Annotated in this window: 23 protein-coding genes, 1 pseudogene and 1 other annotated feature; of the genes and pseudogenes, 20 read left to right on the forward strand and 4 right to left on the reverse strand. The window is 44.2% G+C overall.

What is annotated here, in order from left to right:
- Positions 1 to 71: 71 nt before the first annotated feature.
- The 4 genes from AS888_RS13925 to AS888_RS13945 all read left to right on the forward strand — a co-directional run bounded on the left by AS888_RS13925 (position 72) and on the right by AS888_RS13945 (position 4,644).
- Positions 72 to 725 (forward strand): HAD family hydrolase, encoded by a 654-nt coding sequence (locus tag AS888_RS13925; protein ID WP_061142757.1) that lies wholly within the window; start codon positions 72 to 74, stop codon positions 723 to 725.
- Positions 726 to 1,890: 1,165 nt separating this feature from the next.
- Positions 1,891 to 2,823 (forward strand): ABC transporter ATP-binding protein, encoded by a 933-nt coding sequence (locus AS888_RS13935; protein WP_061142759.1) that lies wholly within the window; start codon positions 1,891 to 1,893, stop codon positions 2,821 to 2,823.
- Complete coding sequence (locus tag AS888_RS13940) at positions 2,820 to 3,779, forward strand: ABC transporter permease (RefSeq protein WP_061142760.1); 960 nt, start codon at positions 2,820 to 2,822, stop codon at positions 3,777 to 3,779. Before AS888_RS13935 ends, AS888_RS13940 begins: the two co-directional genes overlap by 4 nt.
- A gap of 202 nt (positions 3,780 to 3,981) precedes the next feature.
- On the forward strand, positions 3,982 to 4,644 hold the full coding sequence (locus AS888_RS13945) for a lytic polysaccharide monooxygenase (protein ID WP_061142761.1): 663 nt from the start codon (positions 3,982 to 3,984) through the stop codon (positions 4,642 to 4,644).
- A 360-nt stretch (positions 4,645 to 5,004) separates the two neighbouring features.
- Here AS888_RS13945 and AS888_RS13950 read toward each other — a convergent pair whose 3' ends face one another.
- Positions 5,005 to 5,385 (reverse strand): hypothetical protein, encoded by a 381-nt coding sequence (locus AS888_RS13950; protein WP_061142762.1) that lies wholly within the window; start codon positions 5,383 to 5,385, stop codon positions 5,005 to 5,007.
- 209 nt (positions 5,386 to 5,594) lie between these two features.
- On the opposite strand from AS888_RS13950, the gene AS888_RS13955 reads away from it, so the two are divergent.
- From AS888_RS13955 to AS888_RS13965, 3 genes are all read left to right on the forward strand, one after another.
- Entirely contained in the window at positions 5,595 to 6,251 is a 657-nt protein-coding gene (locus AS888_RS13955) for a hypothetical protein (RefSeq protein ID WP_185113092.1), read from the forward strand.
- A 289-nt stretch (positions 6,252 to 6,540) separates the two neighbouring features.
- Positions 6,541 to 6,879 carry a hypothetical protein gene (locus AS888_RS13960; protein ID WP_061142764.1) on the forward strand — a complete coding sequence of 113 codons (339 nt, stop codon included), beginning with the start codon at positions 6,541 to 6,543 and terminating at the stop codon, positions 6,877 to 6,879.
- Between the two features lie 243 nt (positions 6,880 to 7,122).
- A complete protein-coding gene (locus AS888_RS13965) occupies positions 7,123 to 7,332 on the forward strand; it encodes a hypothetical protein (RefSeq protein ID WP_061142765.1) in 210 nt (69 codons plus the stop codon).
- A 50-nt stretch (positions 7,333 to 7,382) separates the two neighbouring features.
- Here AS888_RS13965 and AS888_RS13970 read toward each other — a convergent pair whose 3' ends face one another.
- A complete protein-coding gene (locus AS888_RS13970; protein ID WP_061142766.1) occupies positions 7,383 to 7,961 on the reverse strand; it encodes a TetR/AcrR family transcriptional regulator in 579 nt (192 codons plus the stop codon).
- Between the two features lie 176 nt (positions 7,962 to 8,137).
- On the opposite strand from AS888_RS13970, the gene AS888_RS13975 reads away from it, so the two are divergent.
- The 4 genes from AS888_RS13975 to AS888_RS13990 all read left to right on the forward strand — a co-directional run bounded on the left by AS888_RS13975 (position 8,138) and on the right by AS888_RS13990 (position 11,319).
- Positions 8,138 to 9,085: a 2-dehydropantoate 2-reductase gene (locus tag AS888_RS13975; protein WP_260320213.1), complete on the forward strand. Its 948-nt coding sequence runs from the start codon at positions 8,138 to 8,140 to the stop codon at positions 9,083 to 9,085.
- Positions 9,086 to 9,543: 458 nt separating this feature from the next.
- Entirely contained in the window at positions 9,544 to 9,945 is a 402-nt protein-coding gene (locus AS888_RS13980) for a DUF2500 domain-containing protein (RefSeq protein WP_061142767.1), read from the forward strand.
- A 39-nt stretch (positions 9,946 to 9,984) separates the two neighbouring features.
- Positions 9,985 to 10,188, forward strand: a complete 204-nt coding sequence (locus AS888_RS13985) for a zinc ribbon domain-containing protein (protein ID WP_061142768.1) — start codon at positions 9,985 to 9,987, stop codon at positions 10,186 to 10,188.
- A 234-nt stretch (positions 10,189 to 10,422) separates the two neighbouring features.
- A complete protein-coding gene (locus AS888_RS13990; protein ID WP_061142769.1) occupies positions 10,423 to 11,319 on the forward strand; it encodes a DMT family transporter in 897 nt (298 codons plus the stop codon).
- Between the two features lie 18 nt (positions 11,320 to 11,337).
- Here the strand turns inward: AS888_RS13990 and AS888_RS13995 are convergent, their stop codons facing one another.
- A complete protein-coding gene (locus AS888_RS13995) occupies positions 11,338 to 12,828 on the reverse strand; it encodes a LysM peptidoglycan-binding domain-containing protein (protein WP_061142770.1) in 1,491 nt (496 codons plus the stop codon).
- Between the two features lie 437 nt (positions 12,829 to 13,265).
- Between AS888_RS13995 and desA the strand changes: the two genes are divergently transcribed.
- The 9 genes from desA to hxlB all read left to right on the forward strand — a co-directional run bounded on the left by desA (position 13,266) and on the right by hxlB (position 22,668).
- On the forward strand, positions 13,266 to 14,297 hold the full coding sequence (desA, locus tag AS888_RS14000; RefSeq protein WP_061142771.1) for a Delta(5) desaturase DesA: 1,032 nt from the start codon (positions 13,266 to 13,268) through the stop codon (positions 14,295 to 14,297).
- 84 nt (positions 14,298 to 14,381) lie between these two features.
- A complete protein-coding gene (locus AS888_RS14005; protein WP_061142772.1) occupies positions 14,382 to 14,894 on the forward strand; it encodes a response regulator in 513 nt (170 codons plus the stop codon).
- A gap of 51 nt (positions 14,895 to 14,945) precedes the next feature.
- Positions 14,946 to 15,162: a binding site (T-box leader), on the forward strand.
- A gap of 34 nt (positions 15,163 to 15,196) precedes the next feature.
- Entirely contained in the window at positions 15,197 to 16,876 is a 1,680-nt protein-coding gene (gene argS, locus AS888_RS14010; protein ID WP_260320209.1) for an arginine--tRNA ligase, read from the forward strand.
- A gap of 504 nt (positions 16,877 to 17,380) precedes the next feature.
- Entirely contained in the window at positions 17,381 to 18,418 is a 1,038-nt protein-coding gene (locus AS888_RS14015; RefSeq protein WP_061142804.1) for a LacI family DNA-binding transcriptional regulator, read from the forward strand.
- A 73-nt stretch (positions 18,419 to 18,491) separates the two neighbouring features.
- Positions 18,492 to 19,262, forward strand: a complete 771-nt coding sequence (locus AS888_RS14020) for a sugar phosphate isomerase/epimerase family protein (protein WP_061142773.1) — start codon at positions 18,492 to 18,494, stop codon at positions 19,260 to 19,262.
- Positions 19,249 to 20,205 carry a sugar kinase gene (locus AS888_RS14025; RefSeq protein WP_061142774.1) on the forward strand — a complete coding sequence of 319 codons (957 nt, stop codon included), beginning with the start codon at positions 19,249 to 19,251 and terminating at the stop codon, positions 20,203 to 20,205. Before AS888_RS14020 ends, AS888_RS14025 begins: the two co-directional genes overlap by 14 nt.
- The gene (locus AS888_RS14030) at positions 20,202 to 21,491 is read left to right on the forward strand and encodes an MFS transporter (RefSeq protein WP_061142775.1); all 1,290 of its coding nucleotides are present in this window, start codon (positions 20,202 to 20,204) and stop codon (positions 21,489 to 21,491) included. Before AS888_RS14025 ends, AS888_RS14030 begins: the two co-directional genes overlap by 4 nt.
- On the forward strand, positions 21,491 to 22,120 hold the full coding sequence (gene hxlA / locus AS888_RS14035; RefSeq protein WP_260320214.1) for a 3-hexulose-6-phosphate synthase: 630 nt from the start codon (positions 21,491 to 21,493) through the stop codon (positions 22,118 to 22,120). Before AS888_RS14030 ends, hxlA begins: the two co-directional genes overlap by 1 nt.
- Positions 22,117 to 22,668: a 6-phospho-3-hexuloisomerase gene (gene hxlB, locus AS888_RS14040; protein WP_081092450.1), complete on the forward strand. Its 552-nt coding sequence runs from the start codon at positions 22,117 to 22,119 to the stop codon at positions 22,666 to 22,668. The genes hxlA and hxlB overlap by 4 nt, the downstream gene beginning before the upstream one ends.
- 118 nt (positions 22,669 to 22,786) lie before the next feature.
- Here the strand turns inward: hxlB and AS888_RS25110 are convergent.
- Positions 22,787 to 23,016 (reverse strand): annotated as a pseudogene (locus AS888_RS25110) (NAD(P)/FAD-dependent oxidoreductase); the annotation flags it as partial.

Below are 23,016 nucleotides of genomic sequence, written 5' to 3' on the forward strand. Positions count from 1 at the left end.
ATAGGCATTCATGTACGTTTAGGGAAGGAGCCTGGGCTTTGTCCTCAAGCAATCCAAGGGGAGGGAATAGGATGATAAAAGCAGTTATTTTCGACTTTGACGGTTTAATTTTAGACACGGAAACGGCTTGGTATGAAGCGTATAAAGAAACGATGGTTTTTTATGAAGCGGACTTGCCTCTCGAACGTTTTGTTACATGCATCGGAACGGATAATACGGAACTGAATGCATTTTTCAAATCCCAGTTAGGTGACAGATACAATAGTGAGGAGATTGAAACGAAAGCGAAAAGCCTGCATGAAGGAAAGATGAAGACACCAAAGGCACGTGAAGGTGTAAAGGAATATTTGGAGGAAGCAAAGAATGCAGGTTATAAAATTGCCCTTGCATCAAGTTCATCGAAAGAGTGGGTCACTCTTTATTTGGAAAAACTCGGTCTGTTACACTATTTCGAGGCCATTATCACGGGTGATGATGTGGATAAGGTTAAACCAGCGCCTGATTTATATATAAAGGCAATTGAAGTGTTGAAGATTGATCCGACGGAAGCCGTCGCCTTTGAAGATTCATTAAATGGACTTCAAGCGGCCCTTAAAGCTGGATTAAAATGTGTGATCGTCCCAAATCCCGTGACGGAGGCTTTAGCGTTTGAACACCATCATTTGCGCCTGCAGTCCATGCGGGAAAAAAGCTTGGCTGATGTCATAAGGCAGATTGAGCAATGATCTGGACCGAGTGCTAACGTATTGCCCATAACCAACGCCGAAGATATAAAGAGTCTTCGGTTTTTTCGTTTCTTCCTTTCCTGCAGGCGTGACCATACAAGCTGAATTTGCTTCCACAAGTAAACATCTTATCCAGATTGCCTTCAGTTTTGATAATTGTACTTAGACCGTTTTCATTGCACTGCAGGTGCTCCCTTTCCGCGGGCGGTCCTTGAGCCGCCTTGGCTTTTAGCCTGCGGGGTCTCAAGTGGACGCGCATTTCCCGCAGGAGTGTCGCCCCTTCCGTTTCATTCCACTTTGATTGAAAACGAATGTGGAATCTTGATTGCCCACAGTTTTGGAGGATCTGTACCTAGACCGTTTCATTGCACTGCAGGTGCTTAGCTTTTCAGAGGCGGTCGTTCCTCTGCCACGCGCTGCTAAGCATCTACAGCCTTGCCTCTTTATAAGCTTGGTTAACCATTGGTAGGGCGATTTTTTAACCATTTATTTATCATTACGCATTCTCCGATTAAAAAACCTCCTAGAAAACATGTAATAGCTATGAGATTATCGGGGTTTATAAATAAAATTTTAGAGAGAATTGCACCGATAAGAAAACCTGAAAAAATAATAATATAAGATTTATACCTAAATTTCAGGTAGTCAATCATAGAAAAACCCCTCCCTTTTTACTATTATTATAGGTTAATGTTTTACTCACTGAAATAAAAAACCTGATCCTTATAGTTGCAGTGTCATTCTTTTTTCAATATTTTCAAGCGGTACTTTAGCACTTTCTTCTCAGAAATAGGAAAACCCATAAGGAATAGTGCTTGAAGGAACGAGTGATGAGCTACATTTTAATAGTGTCGAGGGTGACAGATGCAGAAGGGAATCTTGTTAGTGAAGTGTTTCGGGAGAAAATGAGGAGTCAGATTTGAAACGTTCTCCGCAATTGCGGTCAACAAAATGTTTCCTTTTGTTTTTGCTTATCCTTTGCGTTGGCTTCCCTATATTTGACTTTTTATCGAAAAACTGAAACTTAATTCTATTAGTAACGTAAGAAAAGGAGACGGATATTGGGAGATGTTACTGGAAGAATATCAATATAGTAATGATATGCATAATATGGTAATGTTGAGAATGTGTGATTTTGGAAAATACTAAAAAAGGAAGGTACTATATGTCTGATGCAGTTCTTAAGGTTCAATCCTTAACCAAAAAAATTGGCAATGCGACCATTGTAGACAATGTTAGCTTCGAGATAAAAAGCAATGAAATATTCGGTTTACTCGGTCCGAACGGAGCTGGTAAAACGACGATCATCCGGATGATCACAGGTCTTATCAACCGTACCGGCGGCTCCGTCATGATCAATGGCAGCGATCTTGATAAAGACTTCGAGGGCGCGATGAATCAATTGGGGGCCATCGTTGAAAACCCCGAGTTTTATAAGTACATGACAGGCAGGAAGAATATCCTCCATTATGCTCGTATGTCTTCCAATGACATATCGAATGAGCGAATTGAAGAGGTCATCAAGCTAGTGAAATTGGACCATGCCATCGACAAGAAGGTCAAGACCTATTCATTGGGAATGCGTCAGCGCCTTGGTGTGGCACAGGCCATCCTGCATAAACCGTCGTTATTGATCTTCGATGAACCGACGAACGGCTTGGATCCGCAAGGGATTCGCGAGTTTCGCGATTATTTGAAGGTACTGGCAAGTGAGGGCGTCGGGATATTGATATCCTCCCATTTGCTATCGGAAATGCAATTGATGTGTGATAGTTTCGCCGTCATCGAAAAAGGAAAACTGATACATACGAAAGAGCATATGATCGATGAAAAAACGGAAACGATCCATCAAGTTTCCTTTGCTGTCAATGATGGGGCGCTAGCCAATAAGATTCTTCAGGAACAGTTCGCCGAAATTACGATTCTTACATTCGATGCGAGTACCATTTCGGTGTCCGCGACACGTGAACAAACGGCCCAGATAAACAGGCTATTTAATGGAAATGAACTGGATGTCTATGAAATTGGCATCACGAGAAAATCATTGGAAGATAAATTCTTTGAAATTACCGAGCAGGAAATGAGGGAGTCTGTATGATATCCTTAGTGAAAAATGAATGGATGAAAATCTTTTCTAAAGTATCGACTTATATATTCATCGCTTTTCTTTTGGTGGCAGCTCTCGGAACGGCAATCATCGACTTGAAGCTTAGTCCGGATGAATCCGGCAACGATTGGAAGCAAGAGGTAAAAGCAGATATACAAGAACAGGAACAAGCATTGAAAGCCAAAGATATCAGTGAAGATGAAAAGGCCGCAATCATGGAAGAAATGGACACCAATAAGCAATATTTAGCTGAAAATATCAACCCTGATTTAAGCACGAACTGGACCTATATGGCAGAGTATACAGTATCGCTGACATCATTCGTAACATTATTCGTCGTGATCGTTTGCAGCTCGATGGTTTCCTCTGAATTTTCGGATGGCACCATTAAACAACTGCTCATCAGGCCTTATAAGCGCTGGAAGATCCTTCTTTCCAAATATATCACTTCCCTGTTATTTGCCGCGTTATTGCTTGTGAGCCTAGTGCTTTTCAGTTACCTGATCGGAATCTTATTCTTTGGCAATGGTTCCTATTCAGACAAGATGCTCGACCCGACAGCATTCGGAAGCTTCAGTACAGTGGTGGTCGGCTCCTATTTCTTCGATATGATCGTTTACTGGATACCGGGCTTCCTGGTCATCACGACGATCGCGTTCATGTTAAGCACGTTATTTAAGAACCAAGCGCTTGCAGTAGGGATATCGATCTTCATCTTATTTGCATCTTCGACATTGAATATGATCATTCAGTCTTTCATCGGGAAATACGAATGGTTAAAATTCGTCTTATTCCCTCACCTTGATTTAAGAGGGTACATTTCGGGAACGATGGAAATGTTCGATGGTGCTACACTCGGATTTTCAATGGGTGTACTCGTCATCTATTACCTTATCTTTTTGGCGCTGACATTCTTCTTCTTCCAGAAAAAAGATATTACGAATTAATTGAGGCTACCGGAATCCAATGGGGTTCCGGTTTTTTATTATGGGAACTGTAGTTTCACGGGGATTGTTTTTATAAAAAATAGAATATTTGTAATAATTTGTAATAACAGGACAAAATACCCTTAAAAAATAAAAGTATAAACATTATAATGTTTATATACTACATATCATGTAGGAAAATGATGAAGGAGATGTTGAAAGGATGAAATGTTCGAAAGGTTTAAAGCGCTTTCTTTTCAGTACTTCGTTAGTTCTTGGGTTATCCGTTGTCGGTGCAAATGATTTCGCTTCTGCGCATGGGTATGTCGAATCGCCAAAATCACGGTCGTTGCTTTGCAAAGAGCAGGTGAATAAGAATTGTGGATCGATCATGTATGAACCGCAAAGCTTGGAAGGCCACAAAGGATTTCCGGGTGCGAGCATCCCGGATGGCAAGCTTGCATCGGCAGGCGGCTTATTTGGCGGCGTCCTTGATGAACAAACAGCGACACGCTGGAGCAAAAATGCCATTCAAAGCGGTCCCCAAACCTTCACCTGGAATTTAACCGCCATGCATTCGACAGCGAAATGGCATTATTATATCACGAAACAAAATTGGGATCCGAATAAACCGCTCACAAGAGATCAATTGGAATTGGTCCCATTCTATGAGAAAAATGATAATGGAGCAAGACCGTCCAATAAAGTGAGCCATCAAGTCGTCGTGCCGCAGCGGACTGGCTATCATGTCATTTATGCCGTATGGGATGTCGCGGATACGGTCAATGCCTTCTATAATGCGATAGATGTTCAGTTTAGCGGGATGAATGTGGGAGGAACGTCGATTTCGGCTGTCAATTATCATTCGTCCTTTAAGACCTATTAATTTAACGGGAAAGCAATAGGGAGATATTCGTGTAAGTTATATCTCTTGAAATAATGAATATTCCATTCGAGATAAAGGCTGCTCAGCAGTCTTTTTTCGTTTGCAAGAATAGTATTCTAACAGTATGGGAGGGGGGATTCGTACTGGACCCTCAAATCCGGCCTAGCGTAGGGAAATGCGTCCGCCCCGAGTGAAAATCCGACCTAGCGCGCGACATAATCCGACCTAGCGCGAGATAATCCGACCGCCCCGAGTAATAATCCGTCCTAGCGCGCGGATAATCCGTCCGAACCATGGAATAATTCGACCTAGCGTGGGATAATCCGTCCCGGAAATTCATTATGTTGATTATTTGCAAATTCAGGAATAAAGTCCAACGGTCAATTGATCACCGGTTTTGGCCACGAATTTGTCATCATCTATATCCAGGATGATTCGTTCAGAATTGAAATCCGTTTCCGTAATTTTTACGCCACCAACAGCAGTCGTCGTTTCCATATTTCCTGGAATCACGACCAATTTACCATAATCTTGTGGCCGACCGCTTTTGGTAATTGAATTGGCTACTTGGACGAGCATTCCTTCCAAGCTCTCGTAAAAATCAAAGCCATCTTCTCTCGGATTAAAGTCTGTCAATCTATCATCATCTAAGTTTTCCGACGGCGGAGTGACGTCTTTGCCGATGACGATCGGTTTCGGTACCGCTGCTATGCCCATCTTTTCAATGGTCGTATTCGTCAATGAGGCTAAAGGTCTCTTTTTATAATGTAAAATCATACATAATTTGGATTAAAGTGAAACTTAAACCAGTACAAATCGTATAGGTAAGGACAAGGATATTTTAGGGAGGCAATTGGGCCGGTGATAATTTTCGGAATTATTTCATTACTGAGGAATTCAGTAACAGGGGGGGCTGGATTGTTCCAAGAAGAGAGAAAGAAGTGGTTCAATTGATAAAAAAAATAAAACATCTATATATTGCACTCATCCTTTTTGTGCTCTCGTTTATATTGAATTTCCCTTTTCCGCACCAAGTTCCATACGGCGCTGCAATTGCATTTAGATTAGGCATACCGATCGAGTCCGAACATGGAATCCAATATGTAGGGGTGCTGGCGGTCATTCTATTGCTGATCAGTCTGTTTTTTCTTGTCCAAGCAGTGGGAATGCATCCTGCCCGTTTTTTCACCCTGGCCGTCATCATAGCCTGGTTTGCACCGCACTTCTTGGCGAATACGTATCAGAAGCATTTTGCCTCGGACATTTACGCCGTTTCCTATGATCGCGGATCCAGTACCTGCCGCTTTGATATGGAAGACAAAACAACGCTTCATGGCGTATGTGAGCTTCCTTTTGAGAATTACAGCAAGAAAGATGTCCAATTCAAGATCCAATTGATAGGCAGATACGACGATGATGATTCGAAATTGGTATCACTCATGAACACCGAAACTCCTTATAAGGTCATTTTAAGGGGAAAAGAACGAAATCGACTGAGAATAGAAATGGATATTGATGTATCAGGGATGAAGGAAAACCAGATAAGCGGGCAACTGGACCAAATCGACATCATCATGAAATCAGGGGAACGGATAAGGTGGCTGTAGGGGGGAAGAGAAGAGCGAGAATGGAAACCTTTAGAGTAATAGGCTCTAATTAATAATTATCACTTTGGACAAAAATAACATCTTGCGAGGAGGTCTTAAAATTAATTGTTCATGATGAGAGTGAACAATAAAATTAAAAATCTATCAGGAAATACAGTTAGGGCAAACAAAGGATTTAAAATTAACTGGAAAGATCAAGATAAGCTTCTTGTCTATTATGAAAAATCTTCGAAAACTTATGAAATGGATTAAAGTGTGAATTGGACTAGTAGAAAAACAGGGAGGATTTATGAAAATAAAGTGTAACTGCCCACAAGATACACATGAGATTATAGTTGAGGCTGATTATGAAACAGATCCACTATGGTGTGAAAATTGTGGTGCTAATTTAGATATTGATGTTTTACCAGTAAGTCAGAATTTAATGAAAGAAGTTGAAAAATGGGCTATCAATTATGGTGAATGGATGGATTGGGAAAACGATAGATTGATGGTAAAGGGAGAATACCTAGAAATGAAACATAATGAAATCGGGCAAAGTTTAACAATGAAAATAAAAGAGGAACTTGAAGGACTTTCAGTAGTTTTTAAACCTTCGGGCACTGCTGAACTCTATAAAAAACTTTAGGGGTGTCAGAGTATTCATGAAAGCAACAGTCCAAGAGTACCATGCAGCAAAGGACATGGCTGGCATATAAATTGTTTTTTTTCTACGGTATTTATGCTTGAGAATAGTATACACATTATGCACAAATAAAAATGAATAGGGTGTTACGAATGCATAAACATAACTCCTTTTATAGAAAAATTTGCAACCATTGTTAAAAAAATAACTTGGTTAGAAACTAAAAAATATTGGAAGTTTGAAGGTGTGTTTGAAGTCCTGTATGAATTCAAACTGCAAGATTGGGTAACTTATTCAGCTTTTCATGCCGTCTTGCAGTCTGTTTCCGACCATTGGTTAGAGCTAGGTACAGGGGAAGAAAAAAGTTTACTAGCCAGTAAAAATGCGGAGGAGTGCCAATTTATCCTCGGGAATATGGAGCTGGTTACGCTTACGCAACTTTCTGATTTACTATAACGGATTTCAAAGAGGCGCACCTAATAGCGGCCTCTTCTTTCCCATGGGCTTTAACGTCCTATCAAACCGTAAAGGATAAGTTTTCCGATCTCCGCCGTTTTTGTTTGATACTCCTCTTTCGTTTCCCAGTTCGCCTGCATGCCCGCGACGGCATCAAGAAACTCCATGACTGTTTCCGTAGAAATGGTGGCATCGATTGCGCCTTCCTGTTTTCCAGATTCAATAAATACTTGCAAGATATCGCTCCGGACCTCACCTGCGCTTTCTTTAAATAAATCCACAAAAACGGCATCGTGCAGCGCTTCCTGTGAGAAGTGTTCTTCGAGGAGCTGGTGAGGCTTCTCGGCACAAATGGAAACCGCCCGCAGCAGTTTTTCTTTGAAGCTAATGTTTTCTAGAAGCAGGTCGTTCACCATCTGTGTTGCTTCCTGCATCAGTATTCGTGCGCACTCCTTGATTACCCCTTCTTTGTTGCCAAAATAGTTGTAGATGGACACGGAGGATACGCCTGAAAGGGAGGCGATTTCATTGATGCTGACGTTGGTGTATCCCTTGTTTCGGAATAGGTCCAGAGCCGCTTTGATGATGGCGTCTTTCTTTTTTTGCGTTCTGATTTCATATTTGTTCATGACATTCCCTCTTATTCGTTAATACAAGTATTATGACATAAAACAGATAGTTTTTAAACATATCTAGTTATATTTAAAAACTTTTGACAAACTGCAAAGATTTCTGTACATTAGTTTTTAAATATAGTTATTTAAATTAAAAAACTTTCAAGGGGGAAAACAAGATGAAAATATTAATGTTTGGTAGAGGCGTTATGGCGACACAGTACGGATGGGCGCTAGAAAAAGCGGGAAATGAGGTGGATTTCTATGTGCGGCCGGGAAGGGCTGCCCAATACGGTCCGTATGTTGACCTAGATATACTGGATGGCAGAAAAAGCAGGAAGGGGGACCAGGTCCTGGAGAGATGGTTTATAAATATGCGTGAGGAGATCAGTCCCAATCACGACTATGACCTCATTTTTCTCAGCGTTAACCACGAGCAGTTCGAGGAAGCGTCTAAAGTAGTAAGCAAACTCGCGGGAAAGGCCACGATTTTAATTTTCAATAATGTGTGGGATGATCAAGAGACTGTAGCGGCACGGCTGCCCAAAGAGCAAATATTGTGGGGCTTTCCAGGTGGAGGCGGAGGCTTTAGGGGCAAAAATAAATTGGAAGCCGGATTCATGAAGTCGATTTACTTGGAATCCGCTGCTACCGCTGCCTCTGTAAAAAGGCACGAAGATGTCGTCGATATGTTCAAACAGGCCGGCTTCTCCGTATCCTTGCAAAAAGACATGTACGTCTGGTATTTGCAACATTTCATCATGAATGCCGGTATGGCGGCGCAGGCCTTGAAGCTGGGAAGTTATCAAAATATGTATCAGTCGCCAAAACACGTGAAGCCAGCTGTGCTGTTAATGCGCGAGATGCTTCCGCTGATTCGGGCGAAAGGACGCAAGCCTGGTTTGGGCACCGCGCTCATGCTGCACCTGCCTGCAGGATTGATGGGGTATGGCGTATTTAAAGTGATTACCGGTGGCACGCTCGCAGGCGCAATCATGGAACGGATGGAAGATACGGCCTATATCTCCCAAGAATCGTTCGCCCTCTTCCCAAGGGATATCCTGGCCGATGCGAGAAAGCTTAGCATCGAACTTCCGCGGCTCACGGCACTAGAACCCTATTTTCGGATGAAAGACTAATTGTATGGATGCAAAATCCGCGAGTAAAGCGCCGCAACATTGAGAAAAGCCCTAATTCGCGAGTAAAGGTGCAGAATTGGCGAGTAAATCGCCCAAACTTTGAGGAAAGTGCCAATTCGCGAGTAAAGTCGTCAAACTCGCGAGTAAAAGTGCTGAATTCGCGAGAAAAGTCGTCAAATTTGCGAGTAAAGGTGCAAAACTCGCGAGTAAAGTGGCTAAATTGGTGAGTAAAGATGCAAAACTCGCGAGTAAAGGGCCGAAATCAGACGAGTAAAGCGCCGGAACATTGAGAAAAGCACCAACTCGCGAGTAAAGTTGAAAAATTCATGAGTAAAGTCGCAAAATGGATGAGTTTTGCCATTTTCCTTATTCTTTTCACACCCTCATATGGAAGCGTGCAGGATGAAACTTTTTTCTGGTTCATTCGTATATGTTAACATCTGGAAAGGTGGGGTGACATGGACGGCTTTGATGTAAGTGAGGATTGGATGTTCAGCGGGGCTTCAGACTTAATCGGAATCATGTTTGTTATCCTTTTTATCATCTTTATCTTTCAATTAATCAACGGGCTCAGTCAATGGAAGAAAAACGAGGAATCCCCACGTTTGGCTGTTCCTGCCGTTGTGAAAAGTAAACGGACGAAAGTGACGGGACATGTTCACACAAACGAGCAACATATCTCTTCGCAAAGTAGCTCAACGGCCTATTACATTACTTTTGAATTTGAGGGTGGAGATCGGTTCGAATTCCATCTTTCGGGCAAGGAGTTTGGGATGCTTGCAGAAGGGGATAGCGGTACGTTAACCTTCCAAGGAACAAGGTATCTTGGTTTTGCCAGGAAGGATCATGGAGTCTCATAATCGCTGAGCTCTGTAACTAAAATTCGGGAGAGTGAAATCATGAATGAAAAAGGGTGCTTGAAATGCGGCAGCAAGGATGCGGCCAAGAAGGACGTAGCCATGACTGGAACAGGGTTGTCAAAGATGTTCGATGTCCAGAATAATCAATTCACGGTCGTGTATTGCAAGCAGTGCGGTTATTCGGAGTTTTATAATAAGCAATCATCGGCAGGCAGTAATTTGCTCGATTTATTCTTCGGATGATCACGGTAAGCAGAGAATCTCCTTTTAACCGAAAGGAGATTTTTCATTGTTCATGTTTGTTGGTTTAAGAAAAAAGGCAAGCTGGACCTTTAATACAATTTACGTGAATAGGCAGTCGTTTGGTCGACTCTACCCCGGGATAGCCGTTGTAAATGTGGGCCAATATCATCACTCGTGACGGAATGCCCGAGAAATGATAGCATAAGCTAAAACGAATAGGTTAGGAGAGAGTACATGAATAGAATGGCCGTTCTTCAGCTGTCGGTGGCGATGGCGATCTTTGGTTCCGTCGGTTTCTTTTCGGAACGGACGGGACTTCCAGCATTGGAATTGGTTTTTGTTCGCTGTATCTGTGCTGCGGTATTCCTATGTGCGGCCTGGATGGCTACAGGGCATTTCAAACGGGAGAAATGGGATGTCAGAGAGGGAATGTTGATTAGTTTTTGTGCGGTGGCCAACTTGTTAAACTGGATATTCCTCTTTAAATCATTTGAGCTGATTTCGGTGACCATTGCGATTTCGCTCTATCATTTAGCCCCGATCATTGTGCTGATCATCGGCAGCTTCATCTTCAGGGAGAGGCTGTCTTTATTCTCCATCCTGGCCATATCACTATGTTTCATAGGCACATTACTGATCATGGGAACGGATGGTTTTCAATCGTCATCTCCTGAATGGGAAGGAATCATGTATGGCATCATCGCGGCGTTTTTCTATGCGGCAACGATGCTTTTAGGAAAGTCGATTACAAAGACGAGTGTGTATGCGACCACGTTCCTGCAAATGTTCATCGGCTTTTTACTGCTGCTTCCATTTGTTGATTTCCACGCGTACACAACGCTGCATGCTTCGCAATGGTTTTACACGGTACTGACCGGCATCGTCCATACTGGCGTCGTTTATCTTTTGTTTTTCAATAGCATTCGTCATTTGCCTACAAATGTAGTGTCCTTCATGATTTTTGTGGATCCGGCAGTTGCCATCCTATTGGATATCCTGCTTTCGGGATTTGTGCCGAACATGGTTCAAATCTTTGGCATTTCATTGATTTTTCTTGGGATGATCTATTCACTCATGACGACAAGACCGACTGAAAATGAGGTCATGCAGAAAAGGCCCCACACCATGTGAGGCCTTTTTTCTACTTATTCATTGATTAAAGTGATAGACATCCCAAATATCAGCCGTTTCCGCTCCGATGTACCAAGCGGCTACCCCGCCTAGTTGGTTTTGTCTGACAAGGTCAAGACGAAGCGTCATCGATTTTTTATCTTCCATCCATATTTGATGTTTTTCGCCTTTGGATGTGTATTCGACGTAATTTTGTGAGGTGTTTTTATCCCATACTTTTTTAAGTTTATGAGCCGAAACGATACGGTTGACCTCAGCCATGTTGCGGTCATGGCTTGTCACTTCACCGGTCGATAAATCGGTTACCCATTCCCGCGTATAAAATGGCACCGCCAGGATGATTTTATGGGCAGGCACGTCCTTCATTAAAAGCCTGGTTCCTTCTTTGATCCAAGGCAAGGAGGAAACCGACCCAGCCACTGGACTTCCGCCCCAATGTTCGTCATACCCCATGATGATGATATAGTCCGCGATTTTGCCAAGTTCCTTCCTATCGAGGCTTTTTGACCAAAACGGATCTTCGTTTTCCCGGGTGACATCCACGGATATCGTGATTCCATGAGGTTTTAGCGCTTTTTTCAATTCGCTTATGAAAAGGACAAAGTCTTTCTTATTTTTGGGATCGATGTTTTCAAAATCGACATTGATTCCATCACTGTTCGTTTTAACTAGTGAATCGCGCAAAGCTGTAACCAGTTTCTGGCGTTTTTTTTCATTGCCCAGTACAGAACCAGTTAAAGCGGGATCGAATTTATTGCCAATCAGCTGCCACACTTTTTTTCCTTGTTTATGAGCGGTTTGGACGTATTTTGTATCGACAGAAGCGGAAACGAAATGACCGGAATCCGTCAGTGTATAGGAACGTGGAGATACTACATTCAAGTTGGGCTGTTTAAGCTGCTGGGTGTAGTTTTCCTGCGATCCATTATGTTTCCAGCCCATGACGATACGCTTTTGCGCCTTTTTAGGAAAGAGAGATTTCTTGATCCAGCCTTTTTTACCGTCAAGCAATTGAACCTGGTAGTAATAATCGGGAAGCTTCAATTTTTGCCCGACGTTAAGTGAAGTCTTCCGCAAGTTATTCAATTTTGTCAAATCGCTCACGGCTACCTCGTATTTATTCGAGATTTTCCACAATGTATCACCTGATACAACGGTATGTATCTTATATTTTTGAGGAATCTTCAGCTTTTGGCCAACGATGATATCGGAAGAACCTAATTTGTTTTCTTTTTGTATATCACCGATCGAAACACCATATTGATTGGCTACCTTCCATAATGTGTTTCCGGCTATGACTGTATGCACAATAGGCTTTGCCGAATCCCCGGCGATAGTCGAAATGACGGGAAAACGTTCGCCCTTTTTCAAGGTCTTGCGTATAGTGGAACCGAGTGCAGGAGAGCTGTAAACCTTTGTATTGTCCGCTTTAACCGAGCCTACGTACAAGGTATTGCTTGCTGCCTTGCCGCTTTCTGGAAAGAAACAAATACAAAGAAGGCTTAACATAATAAGACATCCAACGTGTTTTTTCACTATTATTCTATTCTCCTTAAATGTTGATCATTTTAACTTCACTAGTTTACTATGGAGAATCACGACAACATAGAGGTACATTGTGGAAGAAATGAGGGAAGTCTTCGATACAGTGACCAATTCGAAGATAAAACGCTGAACTCGTCGATAAAAGCGCCAAACTTGCGGATAAAATGCAGAATTCGTCGATAAAGGCACCAAACTTGCGGATGAAATGAAGATTTCGTAGATGATAAAGGATAAAAACGAAGTTGGGGTTTCTACCATTTTTCATATTCTAGTGATGCGCAGTTGGGAAATTTTTGTATATGACATATGTCACCTGCTCGTCATGACACCTGGTACTAATAATGTCATGATCATTTCCTTATAATAAGGTTACGACATATAAAGGGAAGTGCAATTGATTAATGACTATACAAAATACGAAAAATTTGAGAAAACAAATTGCTCCTTTTGAACAATCAACGACAAAGGAAAGTATCTGGCAGATCATCAATACGATCGGACCGTTTCTTATTTTATGGTACCTTGCTTATATGAGCCTTTCCGTATCATATTGGTTAACTTTGATCCCAGCCATACTGGCTGCGGGCTTCCTGACACGAATCTTCATCATTTTTCATGATTGTACACATCATTCCTTTTTTAAAAATCGCCGTGCAAATAGAATAGTCGGGACATGTATGGGTGTTTTGACTTTATTCCCTTTTGATCAATGGGGTCATGAGCATTCGGTTCATCACGCTACAAGCGGCAACTTGGATAAGCGGGGGACAGGCGATATCTGGACCCTTACGGTGGATGAATATTTGGCAGCGCCGCTTAAGCTTCGTTTTGCCTATCGTTTTTATCGCAATCCATTGGTCATGTTTGGTTTGGGTCCGATTTATGTATTCCTTCTTAAGAATAGGTTCAACCGTAAAGGTGCTAGAAAGAAGGAAAAAATGAATACGTATTTGACGAATGCATTGATCGCCGTTCTAGTAGTATTGCTTTGCCTGGCAGTAGGCTGGCAGTCGTTCCTTCTGGTACAAGGTACCATCTTCATGATTTCTGGTTCAGTGGGCATTTGGCTGTTTTACGTCCAGCACACATTCGAGGACTCTTATTTTGAAGAAAATGAGGAGTGGGAATATGTATTGGCAGCAGTGGAAGGAAGTTCTTTTTATAAGCTTCCGAAATTGATGCAGTTCCTTACAGGCAATATCGGCTACCATCATGTGCATCATTTGAGTCCAAGGGTTCCTAACTATAAATTGGAAATGGCTCACAATAATACGGAGCCTTTGGAGAACGTCCCGACGATCACGCTTGCGACAAGCTTGCAGTCGCTCCGTTTCCGCTTATGGGATGAAGAAAACAAGAATTTTGTTAGCTTTAAGGACATAAAATATATAACGAAAAAAAGTGTGCCTGTTCAAGTGAAATCTGAACTATGACACCAATGTGATTTCGGACTCCCTTCATAATCCTTGGATTTGGGGGAGTCTTTGTTGGTTATTCGATCAAGGAGGGAACGTAAAGTGATTCGAATCGTGATTGCAGAGTATCAGGAAATGCTTTTAGAAGCGATTAGTTCTCTACTCGATCTTGAAGAAGATATCGAAATCGTCGGCCAGGCCAGCAATGGGGAGGAAGCGATTGCCCTTGTGCACCAATTGCATCCGGATGTCTGCATCATGGATATGGAGATGCCGGTCATGAGCGGACTGGAGGCAGCGGAAGCTTTACAGGCATGTGCATGCAAGGTGATTATTTTAACGACGTTTCGACGGGATGGTCATTTTCAACGAGCGCTCAAGGCGAAGGTAAGTGGTTATTTATTGAAGGATAACCCGAGTGACGAGTTAGCCTGCTCGATCCGCCGTATCATGGATGGCATGAGACTGTACTCCCCAGAGCTCACGGATGTGGCTGCTTGCCATGCTGACGGTCAAGCTGAATCAGGGTCTGCGATTTTGCAGCCTAACGCAATCGGGGCGGTAAGGAATTATTTGTCCACAATCAAGGATAAAATGAAGGCACCGACCGGTTGAGGTGTTGACACGTTTTTTAAAATTGTGTAATATGGATAAAATCATAATATTGAAAATTCGATGATGAAGAGAGTAGTTCATTTGAAATGGCAAGCGAGTCAGGGATGGTGGGAGCCTGATGCAGGACGAATGGATGAAGCGCACTTTGGAGAAATTTCTTGAAACGTTAGTAGGGAATATCGGGGAGTCACCCCGTTACCAATGGAAAGTGGTCACAATTTGTGGCAACTAGAGTGGTACCACGGGAATCCATGCTCTCGTCTCTTATTAAGAGACGGGGGCTTTTTTGTTTAGGAGGGAAAATGACGATGAATCAACCAATTGCTGCCTTACTTTCAACTGCATTAAACCATGAATTGACCGCAAGTGAAATTGAAAAATTAATCGAAAAGCCTAAAATGAGCGAGTTAGGGGATATTGCTTTTCCATGCTTTACGCTTGCTAAGAAGCTGAGAAAGTCCCCACAGTCGATCGCTTCGGAAGTGGCTGGGAAGTTAAGCGATGGAATGATCCAGGAAGTGAATGCAGTGTCGGGGTATGTCAATATCTTCGTCAATCAGCAATGGGTGACGGAAAATGTGCTTCAAGCAGTATTACGTGAAAAGGAACAGTATGGTTCGATGAAGCCTGCAAAGGAAAATGTCGTGATCGATTATTCCTCGCCGAATATTGCCAAGCCGTTTTCGATGGGGCATTTGCGCTCGACGGTGATCGGAAACGCATTGGCTAATATAGCAGAAAAGAATGGCTACCATGTTGTGCGAATCAATCATTTGGGAGATTGGGGCACGCAATTCGGCAAATTGATTGTGGCTTATAAGCTCTGGGGAGACAAAGCGGCTATCGAAGCGTCCCCGATTCAGGAATTACTGAAGATTTATGTGAAGTTTCATGATGTTGCAGAAACGGATGAATCGCTGAATGAGCAAGCACGCGCCAGCTTTAAGGCGCTTGAAGAGGGGGATGAAGAGTCGCTTGCCCTCTGGAAATGGTTCAGGGATGCTTCACTTCAGGAGTTCGCTGCGATTTATGAGTTATTGGGCATTCATTTTGATTCCTTTGCGGGCGAAGCATTTTACAATGACAAAATGGATGCGGTCGTCGGGGAGTTGAAGGAAAAAGGCTTGCTTGCCCAATCGGAGGGAGCATTTGTCGTCGAGTTGGAGGATATGCCTCCTTGTTTGATTACGAAAACGGACGGGGCGACGCTATATGCCACACGTGATTTAGCCGCAGCAATGTATCGCAAAAAACAGTATGATGCCAAGAAAACCTTTTATGTCGTCGGAAATGAACAATCCTTGCATTTTAAACAGCTCTTCAAGGTGATCGGGAAGATGGGATATGATTGGTCTAGGGACTTACAGCATGTCGCGTTTGGCATGATGCTGAAGGACGGCAAGAAAATGTCGACACGTAAAGGGAAGGTCGTGCTGCTTGCAGATGTGTTGGCTGAGGCGATCGAAACGGCGAAGCGCAATATCGAAGAAAAAAACCAAGCGCTGGAACAGAAGGAGCTGGTTGCGAAGCAGGTTGGTGTCGGAGCGGTGATCTTTAATGATTTAAAGAATCATCGCATGAATGATATCGACTTTTCATTGGAGCAAATGATGAATTTCGAGGGCGAAACCGGTCCGTATGTGCAATACACCCATGCCAGAATTTCATCATTGCTGGAAAAGGGGCAATTTACAGAGCAGGCCATCGAGTTTGAGGCATTGGGCGAATATGCTTGGCCCGTGATCCAGCTGCTTGAGCAGTTCCCGAGCATTGTCCAAAAATCCTTTGAACAAGCCGATCCATCACAAATTGCCAAATTCAGCTTGCAGTTGGCACGCGCATTCAATAAGTATTATGCACATACGAAGGTACTGGTCGATGATGAGTGGAAGCAAATGAAGCTCTCATTCGCCTATTGCGTGGCCGCCGTCTTGAAGGATGCGTTGCGATTGTTGGGAATATCAGCGCCGAATCAAATGTAAGGCATGACCTTGAAAGGAGCCGTTTTGTGTTCGAAATGGCTCCATATTTCCTTCGATGATTTAGTTAAGACGAAAAGTATCTGGCTGGGAATATCCTTCTTTCTCCCAAGTGATAGTCAATGGTTTTAAGGTTGTAACAATGCCTGCCTCATCTCGACCTTGCCGCCAGACTTTTGTTTAACATGTCCAATCCATCCACCGACTGCGTAATCAGGATTTTCTTATCATTCGCTTTCCACATACCATTATCTGCTGTGCCCCAAATTGCAATACTGGAATAATGCAGATACCTACGATCTCAACACCCAAGCAGATGCCTGTCACAAGCAACCATTAAACTTACAATATTAAACATATTGGTAAATATATTTTAATATAGAAAATTGAATAAATTAAAGAAAAAAATGTTTTGTGTTTGAAAAATATGGATTGACATTCATTGCCAATGTGATACTATTTATAAAAATGGAACCGGTTCCAAAAATTCGCGAATGGATGAATGCAATGAATAAACGAGAAAGTTCAAAAGTGACGATTTACGATGTCGCTAGGGAAGCCGGGGTATCGAAGACATCGGTCTCCCGTTACTTAGGCGGCAGGTATGATGAACTATCCGACAAGACCCGCAAGAAAATCGAGCTGGCGATCAGCCAAATGGAGTACCGCCCGAACACCATGGCAAGAGGGCTGAAAAGCAATAAGAGTTATTTGATTGGCATCATCGTCGCGGATATCAACAATCCGTATACGACGGCCATCCTTCGTGGTGCTGAAGACATATGCAGCCAGAATGGCTATAATCTGATGATTTGCAATTCGGATAATAATCCGGAGAAGGAAAGAGGATATTTCGAAATGCTCTTATCCCATCGCATTGATGGGCTCATCCTTCATACGACGGGCGGAAATCACGACATGCTAATTCAGCTGCAGGAGCAGAAGACGCCGATCATCCTGCTGGATCGGAAGGTGCCCGACCTTGAATTGGATACGGTGGGATTGGATAATTTTCAGGCCACTTCACAGGCGGTCCATTTTCTTGCCGATCAAAACTATGAACGAATCGCATTTTTCAGCGAGCCAGCAAGCAAGATCAGTACGAGGTATGAACGGAGGCAGTCGTTTCAGCAAACGTTGCTGAGCAGGAGCCATCCAAGTTCAAATGATGTTTATGAGGTAAATGTCGATGATTTACAGGACGTAGAAGCCAAGCTTCAGCATTTTTTAGAGAAGTCGGAAGGAAAATCAAGAGCGATACTGACGGCAAACAGCGTGGTGTTATTAAAACTGATTTTGCTTTTACAAGAACAGAAATTGTCGGTTCCGAAAGATTTGGCCATGATGGGCTTTGATAATCCAGAGTGGAGCACGATAGTTTATTCGGGCATTTCTACGATTGAACAGCCGACCTATCAAATAGGGGTCGCAGCCATGGAGATGATCCTTCGCCGGATTGATGGGCAAGTGTCCCCAGCGCAGACAATCGCCTATCAAGCCAAATTGAATATAAGGGAAACGACGCCATTCATACAAAAATCATAAGTCTTCCAAGCTTGAAGACTTTATTAACTCACAAAATGGTACCGATACCATTCCGAAGAACAGGAGGATGAATATGAAAGTGTTTGTATGCATGAACTCAATACCGACTGAAAGGCTCCAAACGCTCGGTCATCTTGAAATCATAAAACGTTTAGCAGCCGCTGGAGCTGATGGAATCGAAATAAGAAAAGAGCTTTTAACGCAAGATGATAAGCTGGAAAAATTGGGTGCCTTATGCAAAGAGCTTAACTTGGCCGTTTATTATTCTGCTCCTGAATTCCTGTTCGGACCCGATCACCAACTGAATGAACAAGGATTCAAGCAACGGACATGGGAAGCGCAAGAACTGGGAGCTGATTTGCTAAAGCTGCCTCTAGGCTCCTACCATGAGAAGGAAACAAATATGAGTTACGTAAGTGAGGTACTGAGGGAAAATCGGCCTAATGATGGATTGGCGATCACCATCGAGAACGATCAAACGCCTGGCGGGGGTAATGTACAGACAATCACTCATTTCCTGAGCCGATGCAAAACATTGGATAGGCCGATTGAAATGACGTTTGATACGGGCAACTGGCTGTATACAGATGAGGAGCCGATGATGGCGGCACGAGAGTTGGCAGGATATGTGGTTTATATCCATTTGAAGCAGGTGAAGCGGGTTCATGATGGGTGGATGACCGAGCCAGTATCGATGCCGCTGCTGCCTGAGGTAATGGAGCTGTTGGGAAATTTTAAGGGAGCTTGTCCGGTAGCGATTGAATTCCCGGTCACATTGGAAAATGCAGCGACGTATATTTCACTCATGAAAATGGAACAGGAGGTCAGCCATGAACGAGCTTAGTGTACTGACGATGGGAGAGGCAATGGCGATGTTCATTGCCGATGATCCGGGCAGCCTCGATGATTGCATGCGTTACAAGCGCTATGTGGCAGGGGCCGAAACCAATGTAGCGATTGGCCTGTCAAGGTTAGGCATCAAAACGGCATGGATGAGCAAGGTCGGGGATGATTCATTCGGCCGGATGATTTTGAAAACGCTAACAAGCGAAGGCGTGGATGTCTCCCATGTCTTAACCGACCCGCATCATCCAACAGGATTCCAGCTGAAATCGAAAGTGGAGAAGGGCGATCCGGTCGTTGAATACTACAGGAGGAATTCAAGCGCGAGCAAGATTTCCTTGGAGGATTTTCCGCTGGAGCAGCTTCCGAAGATCCAGCACTTGCACTTGACCGGGATACCGCCTGCAATTTCCGCCAGTTTCAGGGAGTTGTCCTGGCAAGTGTTGAATGATTTGAAACAAAAGGGTGTGACCGTATCATTCGATCCGAATCTCCGGCCGACCTTGTGGCCATCAGAACGGGAGATGATCGAGGTCGTCAATAGGTTTGCCAAAAAAGCGGATTGGCTCCTTCCGGGAATGAAGGAAGGCGAAATCCTAACAGGCTATAGCAGGAAGGAGGATATCGCCAGTTATTATCTCGATCAAGGGGTTAAGTTGGTGGTGATCAAGCTGGGCGAAGAGGGTGCCTATTTGGCGACCGAAAAGGAAAGGACGGATATAGCGGGATTTGCCGTCACGGAGGTCAAGGATACGGTAGGAGCAGGCGATGGTTTTGCCGTTGGGGTGATAAGCGCTTTATTGGAAGGACGATCGTATGAAGAAGCGGTGGTACGGGGAAATGCGATAGGAGCGAAAGCGGTGATGTCATCCGGAGATCATGAGGGTCTTCCGGATCGGGCAGAGCTGGAACACTATATGAAAAAAGGAGTGCTTCAATCATGAAAACCTCTCAATTGCAGGTAGCTTCGCGAAAAAGGTGGATGAGATTGATCCCGTTGGTGTTCATCACCTACAGCCTGGCTTATCTTGATCGGGCGAATTATGGGTTTGGCGTAGCGGGCGGGATGGGGGAGGACCTTAACATCACGGCTGGTGTATCATCCTTTTTGGCCGCGCTGTTTTTCCTTGGTTATTTCTTCTTCCAAGTTCCAGGTGCACATTATGCTGAAAAGAAAAGCGCGAAGAAGCTGATTTTCTGGAGCCTGATCCTCTGGGGAGGACTTGCCACCTTGACGGGCTTGGCGACAAGCGTCGGCTGGCTTTATCCGATCCGTTTCTTGCTCGGGGTCGTTGAAAGCGCTGTTATGCCTGCGATGCTCGTGTTCCTCAGCCACTGGTTCTTAAAAGAGGAACGTTCCCGGGCCAATACGTTTTTGATCCTTGGGAACCCCGTTACCGTCTTATGGATGTCAATCCTTTCCGGCTACCTATTGAAGGCATTCGACTGGAGATGGCTGTTCATCATCGAAGGATTGCCGGCAGTGCTTTGGGCATTCATCTGGTATAAGGTGGTCAATGATCGTCCTAAAGATGCCAAGTGGCTTACCCCACAGGAAAAAAACGATATGGAAGCCGTCCTGCAAGCAGAACAGGCCGCTTTAAAACCGGTGAAAAATTATCGGGAGGCGTTCAAGTCAAGGCAGGTCGTCATACTCAGCATCCAATATTTCATGTGGAGCATCGGGGTATATGGCTTCGTCATGTGGCTCCCGTCCATCATTAAGCAGGCATCCAATCTGGATATTGTCGCGACAGGCTGGCTTTCATCGGGACCTTACTTGTTGGCGGTCATCGCGATGCTGGCGCTATCCCACTTTTCGGATAAGACGTTAAATCGGAAAACATTCGTATGGGCAGCGCTGCTCGTCGGGGCCCTCGCATTCTTCGGCTCCTTCATGATCGGAACCACGAATTTCTGGCTTTCCTACGCATTATTGGTCATTGCCGGAGGTGCGATGTATGCCCCGTACGGTCCGTTCTTTGCCATCATTCCTGAAATCCTTCCAAGGAATGTCGCTGGCGGGGCAATGGCCCTGATCAACAGCATGGGTGCGCTGGGCTCATTCGTAGGTGCCTATTTCGTCGGATATTTAAACGGCTTGACTGGCGGGCCAGGGGCATCGTATGTGTTCATGGCCGGATCTTTATTGATCTCCGCCGTACTGACCTTGATGGTCAAAAAGCCAGTGGTTACGGCAGCCAAATCCGTGGAGGTGGTTACGTCTTGATGATACAGCTGGCATTGGACAGGATGAATATGGAGGAAGCACTGGAATTGGTCCGTACCGTGGAGTCGTCGATAGACTGGATTGAAGTGGGGACTTCCTTGATTAAAGAGTTCGGCATCGGTAGCATCAAAGAAATGAGTGAGAGCTTTCCTGATAAAAAAATCGTTGCAGACATGAAGACGATCGATAATGCGGCGTACGAAATGGATCTTTGCTTTCAGAATGGCGCCGATATAGCAACGGTGATGGGGGTGGCATCGGATGTTACCATCCAAACCTGCCTGGAAAAAGCGCGTGAGTATAAGGGGAAAATCATGATTGATTTATTGAATGTGTCCGATTCCCGGCTTGAACAATTACAGAAATACGATCAGGCGATCTTTTGTGAGCATGTAAGCAAGGATAGCCAGGAGAATGGGGGGCATACCTTGATCGACATGAGAAATCACGCCGGATCGATGAGGGCAGCAGCGGGAGGAATCACACTATCATCGTTGCCGGCCATGATTGCCAACCGGCTCGATGTCATGATCATCGGCTCGGCCATTACAAAAGCGAAGCACCCAGCGGACGCTGCAAGACGATTCAAGGAAGCGATGAATATGGAGAAGGACGTGAAGCAGGTTTGAAAAAGGAAATCGCCATTATTTTAACAGAAGTGAACGGAGTATTTCGCAATATGGATGAAGATGCAACCGACTTGCTTGTAAAGAGTTTACAGCCGAAGCAGAGGATATTCATCATGGGGGAGGGAAGATCGGGCTTCATGGCTAAAGCCTTCGCGATGCGTTTGATGCATCTTGGCTTGAACGTATATGTGGTCGGGGAGACGATCACGCCTTCGATCGCGAAAGGCGACCTGTTCATAGCCATCAGCGGGAGCGGCACGACGAAAAGTGTGGTTTCGGCAGCCGTGAAAGGCAGGGAAATAGGCTGCAAGGTGTTCACCATCACGACAAATGACCAATCCGAATTAGCGAACGTTTCGGATGAGGTTTTGGTGGTCCCGGCTGCTACGAAAAACCGCTTGAGTCATGAAACGGAAAGCGTCCAGCCGCTAAGCTCCTTGTTTGATCAATGCGTACATGTTTTGTGTGATGCCATATGCCTGGACTATTCAGTGTCCCAATCCATAAGCCACCACTCGACTTATTCCAAGCATAGTAATATCGAGTGAAAAAACAGGCGGGTCCTCTTGGCAGGGACCTGTCTTTTTGATCGTAAAAAAAAAGCCCTTTATCCCCAGAATCGGAAATAAAGGGCGTGTACCGCGGATGCGGCACGACAGCTCTGGATTAATAGGCTAAGCTATATAGCGCTTTGATGTGTGATAAGTAGCGGATATTACTCGCTTCCTTCATCAAAGTGGCCGGCAGGCCTTTCAGGGAGGTGTTATTGGCTCCGACGGTTGCCACGGCATCCTTACGGCCAAGGCTCGCAAGCGTACCTGAATTTACAGGTGCGAATACTTCAAGCTTCTTGCCTTCGAAGGCTGCATAGAGGTTATACCCGACAAGCTCACCCA

The organism is Peribacillus simplex (assembly GCF_001542915.1).
Classification (GTDB): Bacteria; Bacillota; Bacilli; order Bacillales; family DSM-1321; genus Peribacillus; species Peribacillus simplex_B.

Coding starts and splice junctions, on each gene's coding strand:
- AS888_RS13925 (WP_061142757.1), top strand. CDS start 72: ATGATAAAAGCAGTTATTTTCGACTTTGACGGTTTAATTTTAGACACG.
- AS888_RS13935 (WP_061142759.1), top strand. CDS start 1,891: ATGTCTGATGCAGTTCTTAAGGTTCAATCCTTAACCAAAAAAATTGGC.
- AS888_RS13940 (WP_061142760.1), top strand. CDS start 2,820: ATGATATCCTTAGTGAAAAATGAATGGATGAAAATCTTTTCTAAAGTA.
- AS888_RS13945 (WP_061142761.1), top strand. CDS start 3,982: ATGAAATGTTCGAAAGGTTTAAAGCGCTTTCTTTTCAGTACTTCGTTA.
- AS888_RS13960 (WP_061142764.1), top strand. CDS start 6,541: ATGAAAATAAAGTGTAACTGCCCACAAGATACACATGAGATTATAGTT.
- AS888_RS13970 (WP_061142766.1), bottom strand. CDS start 7,961: ATGAACAAATATGAAATCAGAACGCAAAAAAAGAAAGACGCCATCATC.
- AS888_RS13975 (WP_260320213.1), top strand. CDS start 8,138: ATGTTTGGTAGAGGCGTTATGGCGACACAGTACGGATGGGCGCTAGAA.
- AS888_RS13980 (WP_061142767.1), top strand. CDS start 9,544: ATGGACGGCTTTGATGTAAGTGAGGATTGGATGTTCAGCGGGGCTTCA.
- AS888_RS13985 (WP_061142768.1), top strand. CDS start 9,985: ATGAATGAAAAAGGGTGCTTGAAATGCGGCAGCAAGGATGCGGCCAAG.
- AS888_RS13990 (WP_061142769.1), top strand. CDS start 10,423: ATGAATAGAATGGCCGTTCTTCAGCTGTCGGTGGCGATGGCGATCTTT.
- AS888_RS13995 (WP_061142770.1), bottom strand. CDS start 12,828: ATGTTAAGCCTTCTTTGTATTTGTTTCTTTCCAGAAAGCGGCAAGGCA.
- desA (WP_061142771.1), top strand. CDS start 13,266: ATGACTATACAAAATACGAAAAATTTGAGAAAACAAATTGCTCCTTTT.
- argS (WP_260320209.1), top strand. CDS start 15,197: ATGACGATGAATCAACCAATTGCTGCCTTACTTTCAACTGCATTAAAC.
- AS888_RS14015 (WP_061142804.1), top strand. CDS start 17,381: ATGAATAAACGAGAAAGTTCAAAAGTGACGATTTACGATGTCGCTAGG.
- AS888_RS14020 (WP_061142773.1), top strand. CDS start 18,492: ATGAAAGTGTTTGTATGCATGAACTCAATACCGACTGAAAGGCTCCAA.
- AS888_RS14025 (WP_061142774.1), top strand. CDS start 19,249: ATGAACGAGCTTAGTGTACTGACGATGGGAGAGGCAATGGCGATGTTC.
- AS888_RS14030 (WP_061142775.1), top strand. CDS start 20,202: ATGAAAACCTCTCAATTGCAGGTAGCTTCGCGAAAAAGGTGGATGAGA.
- hxlA (WP_260320214.1), top strand. CDS start 21,491: ATGATACAGCTGGCATTGGACAGGATGAATATGGAGGAAGCACTGGAA.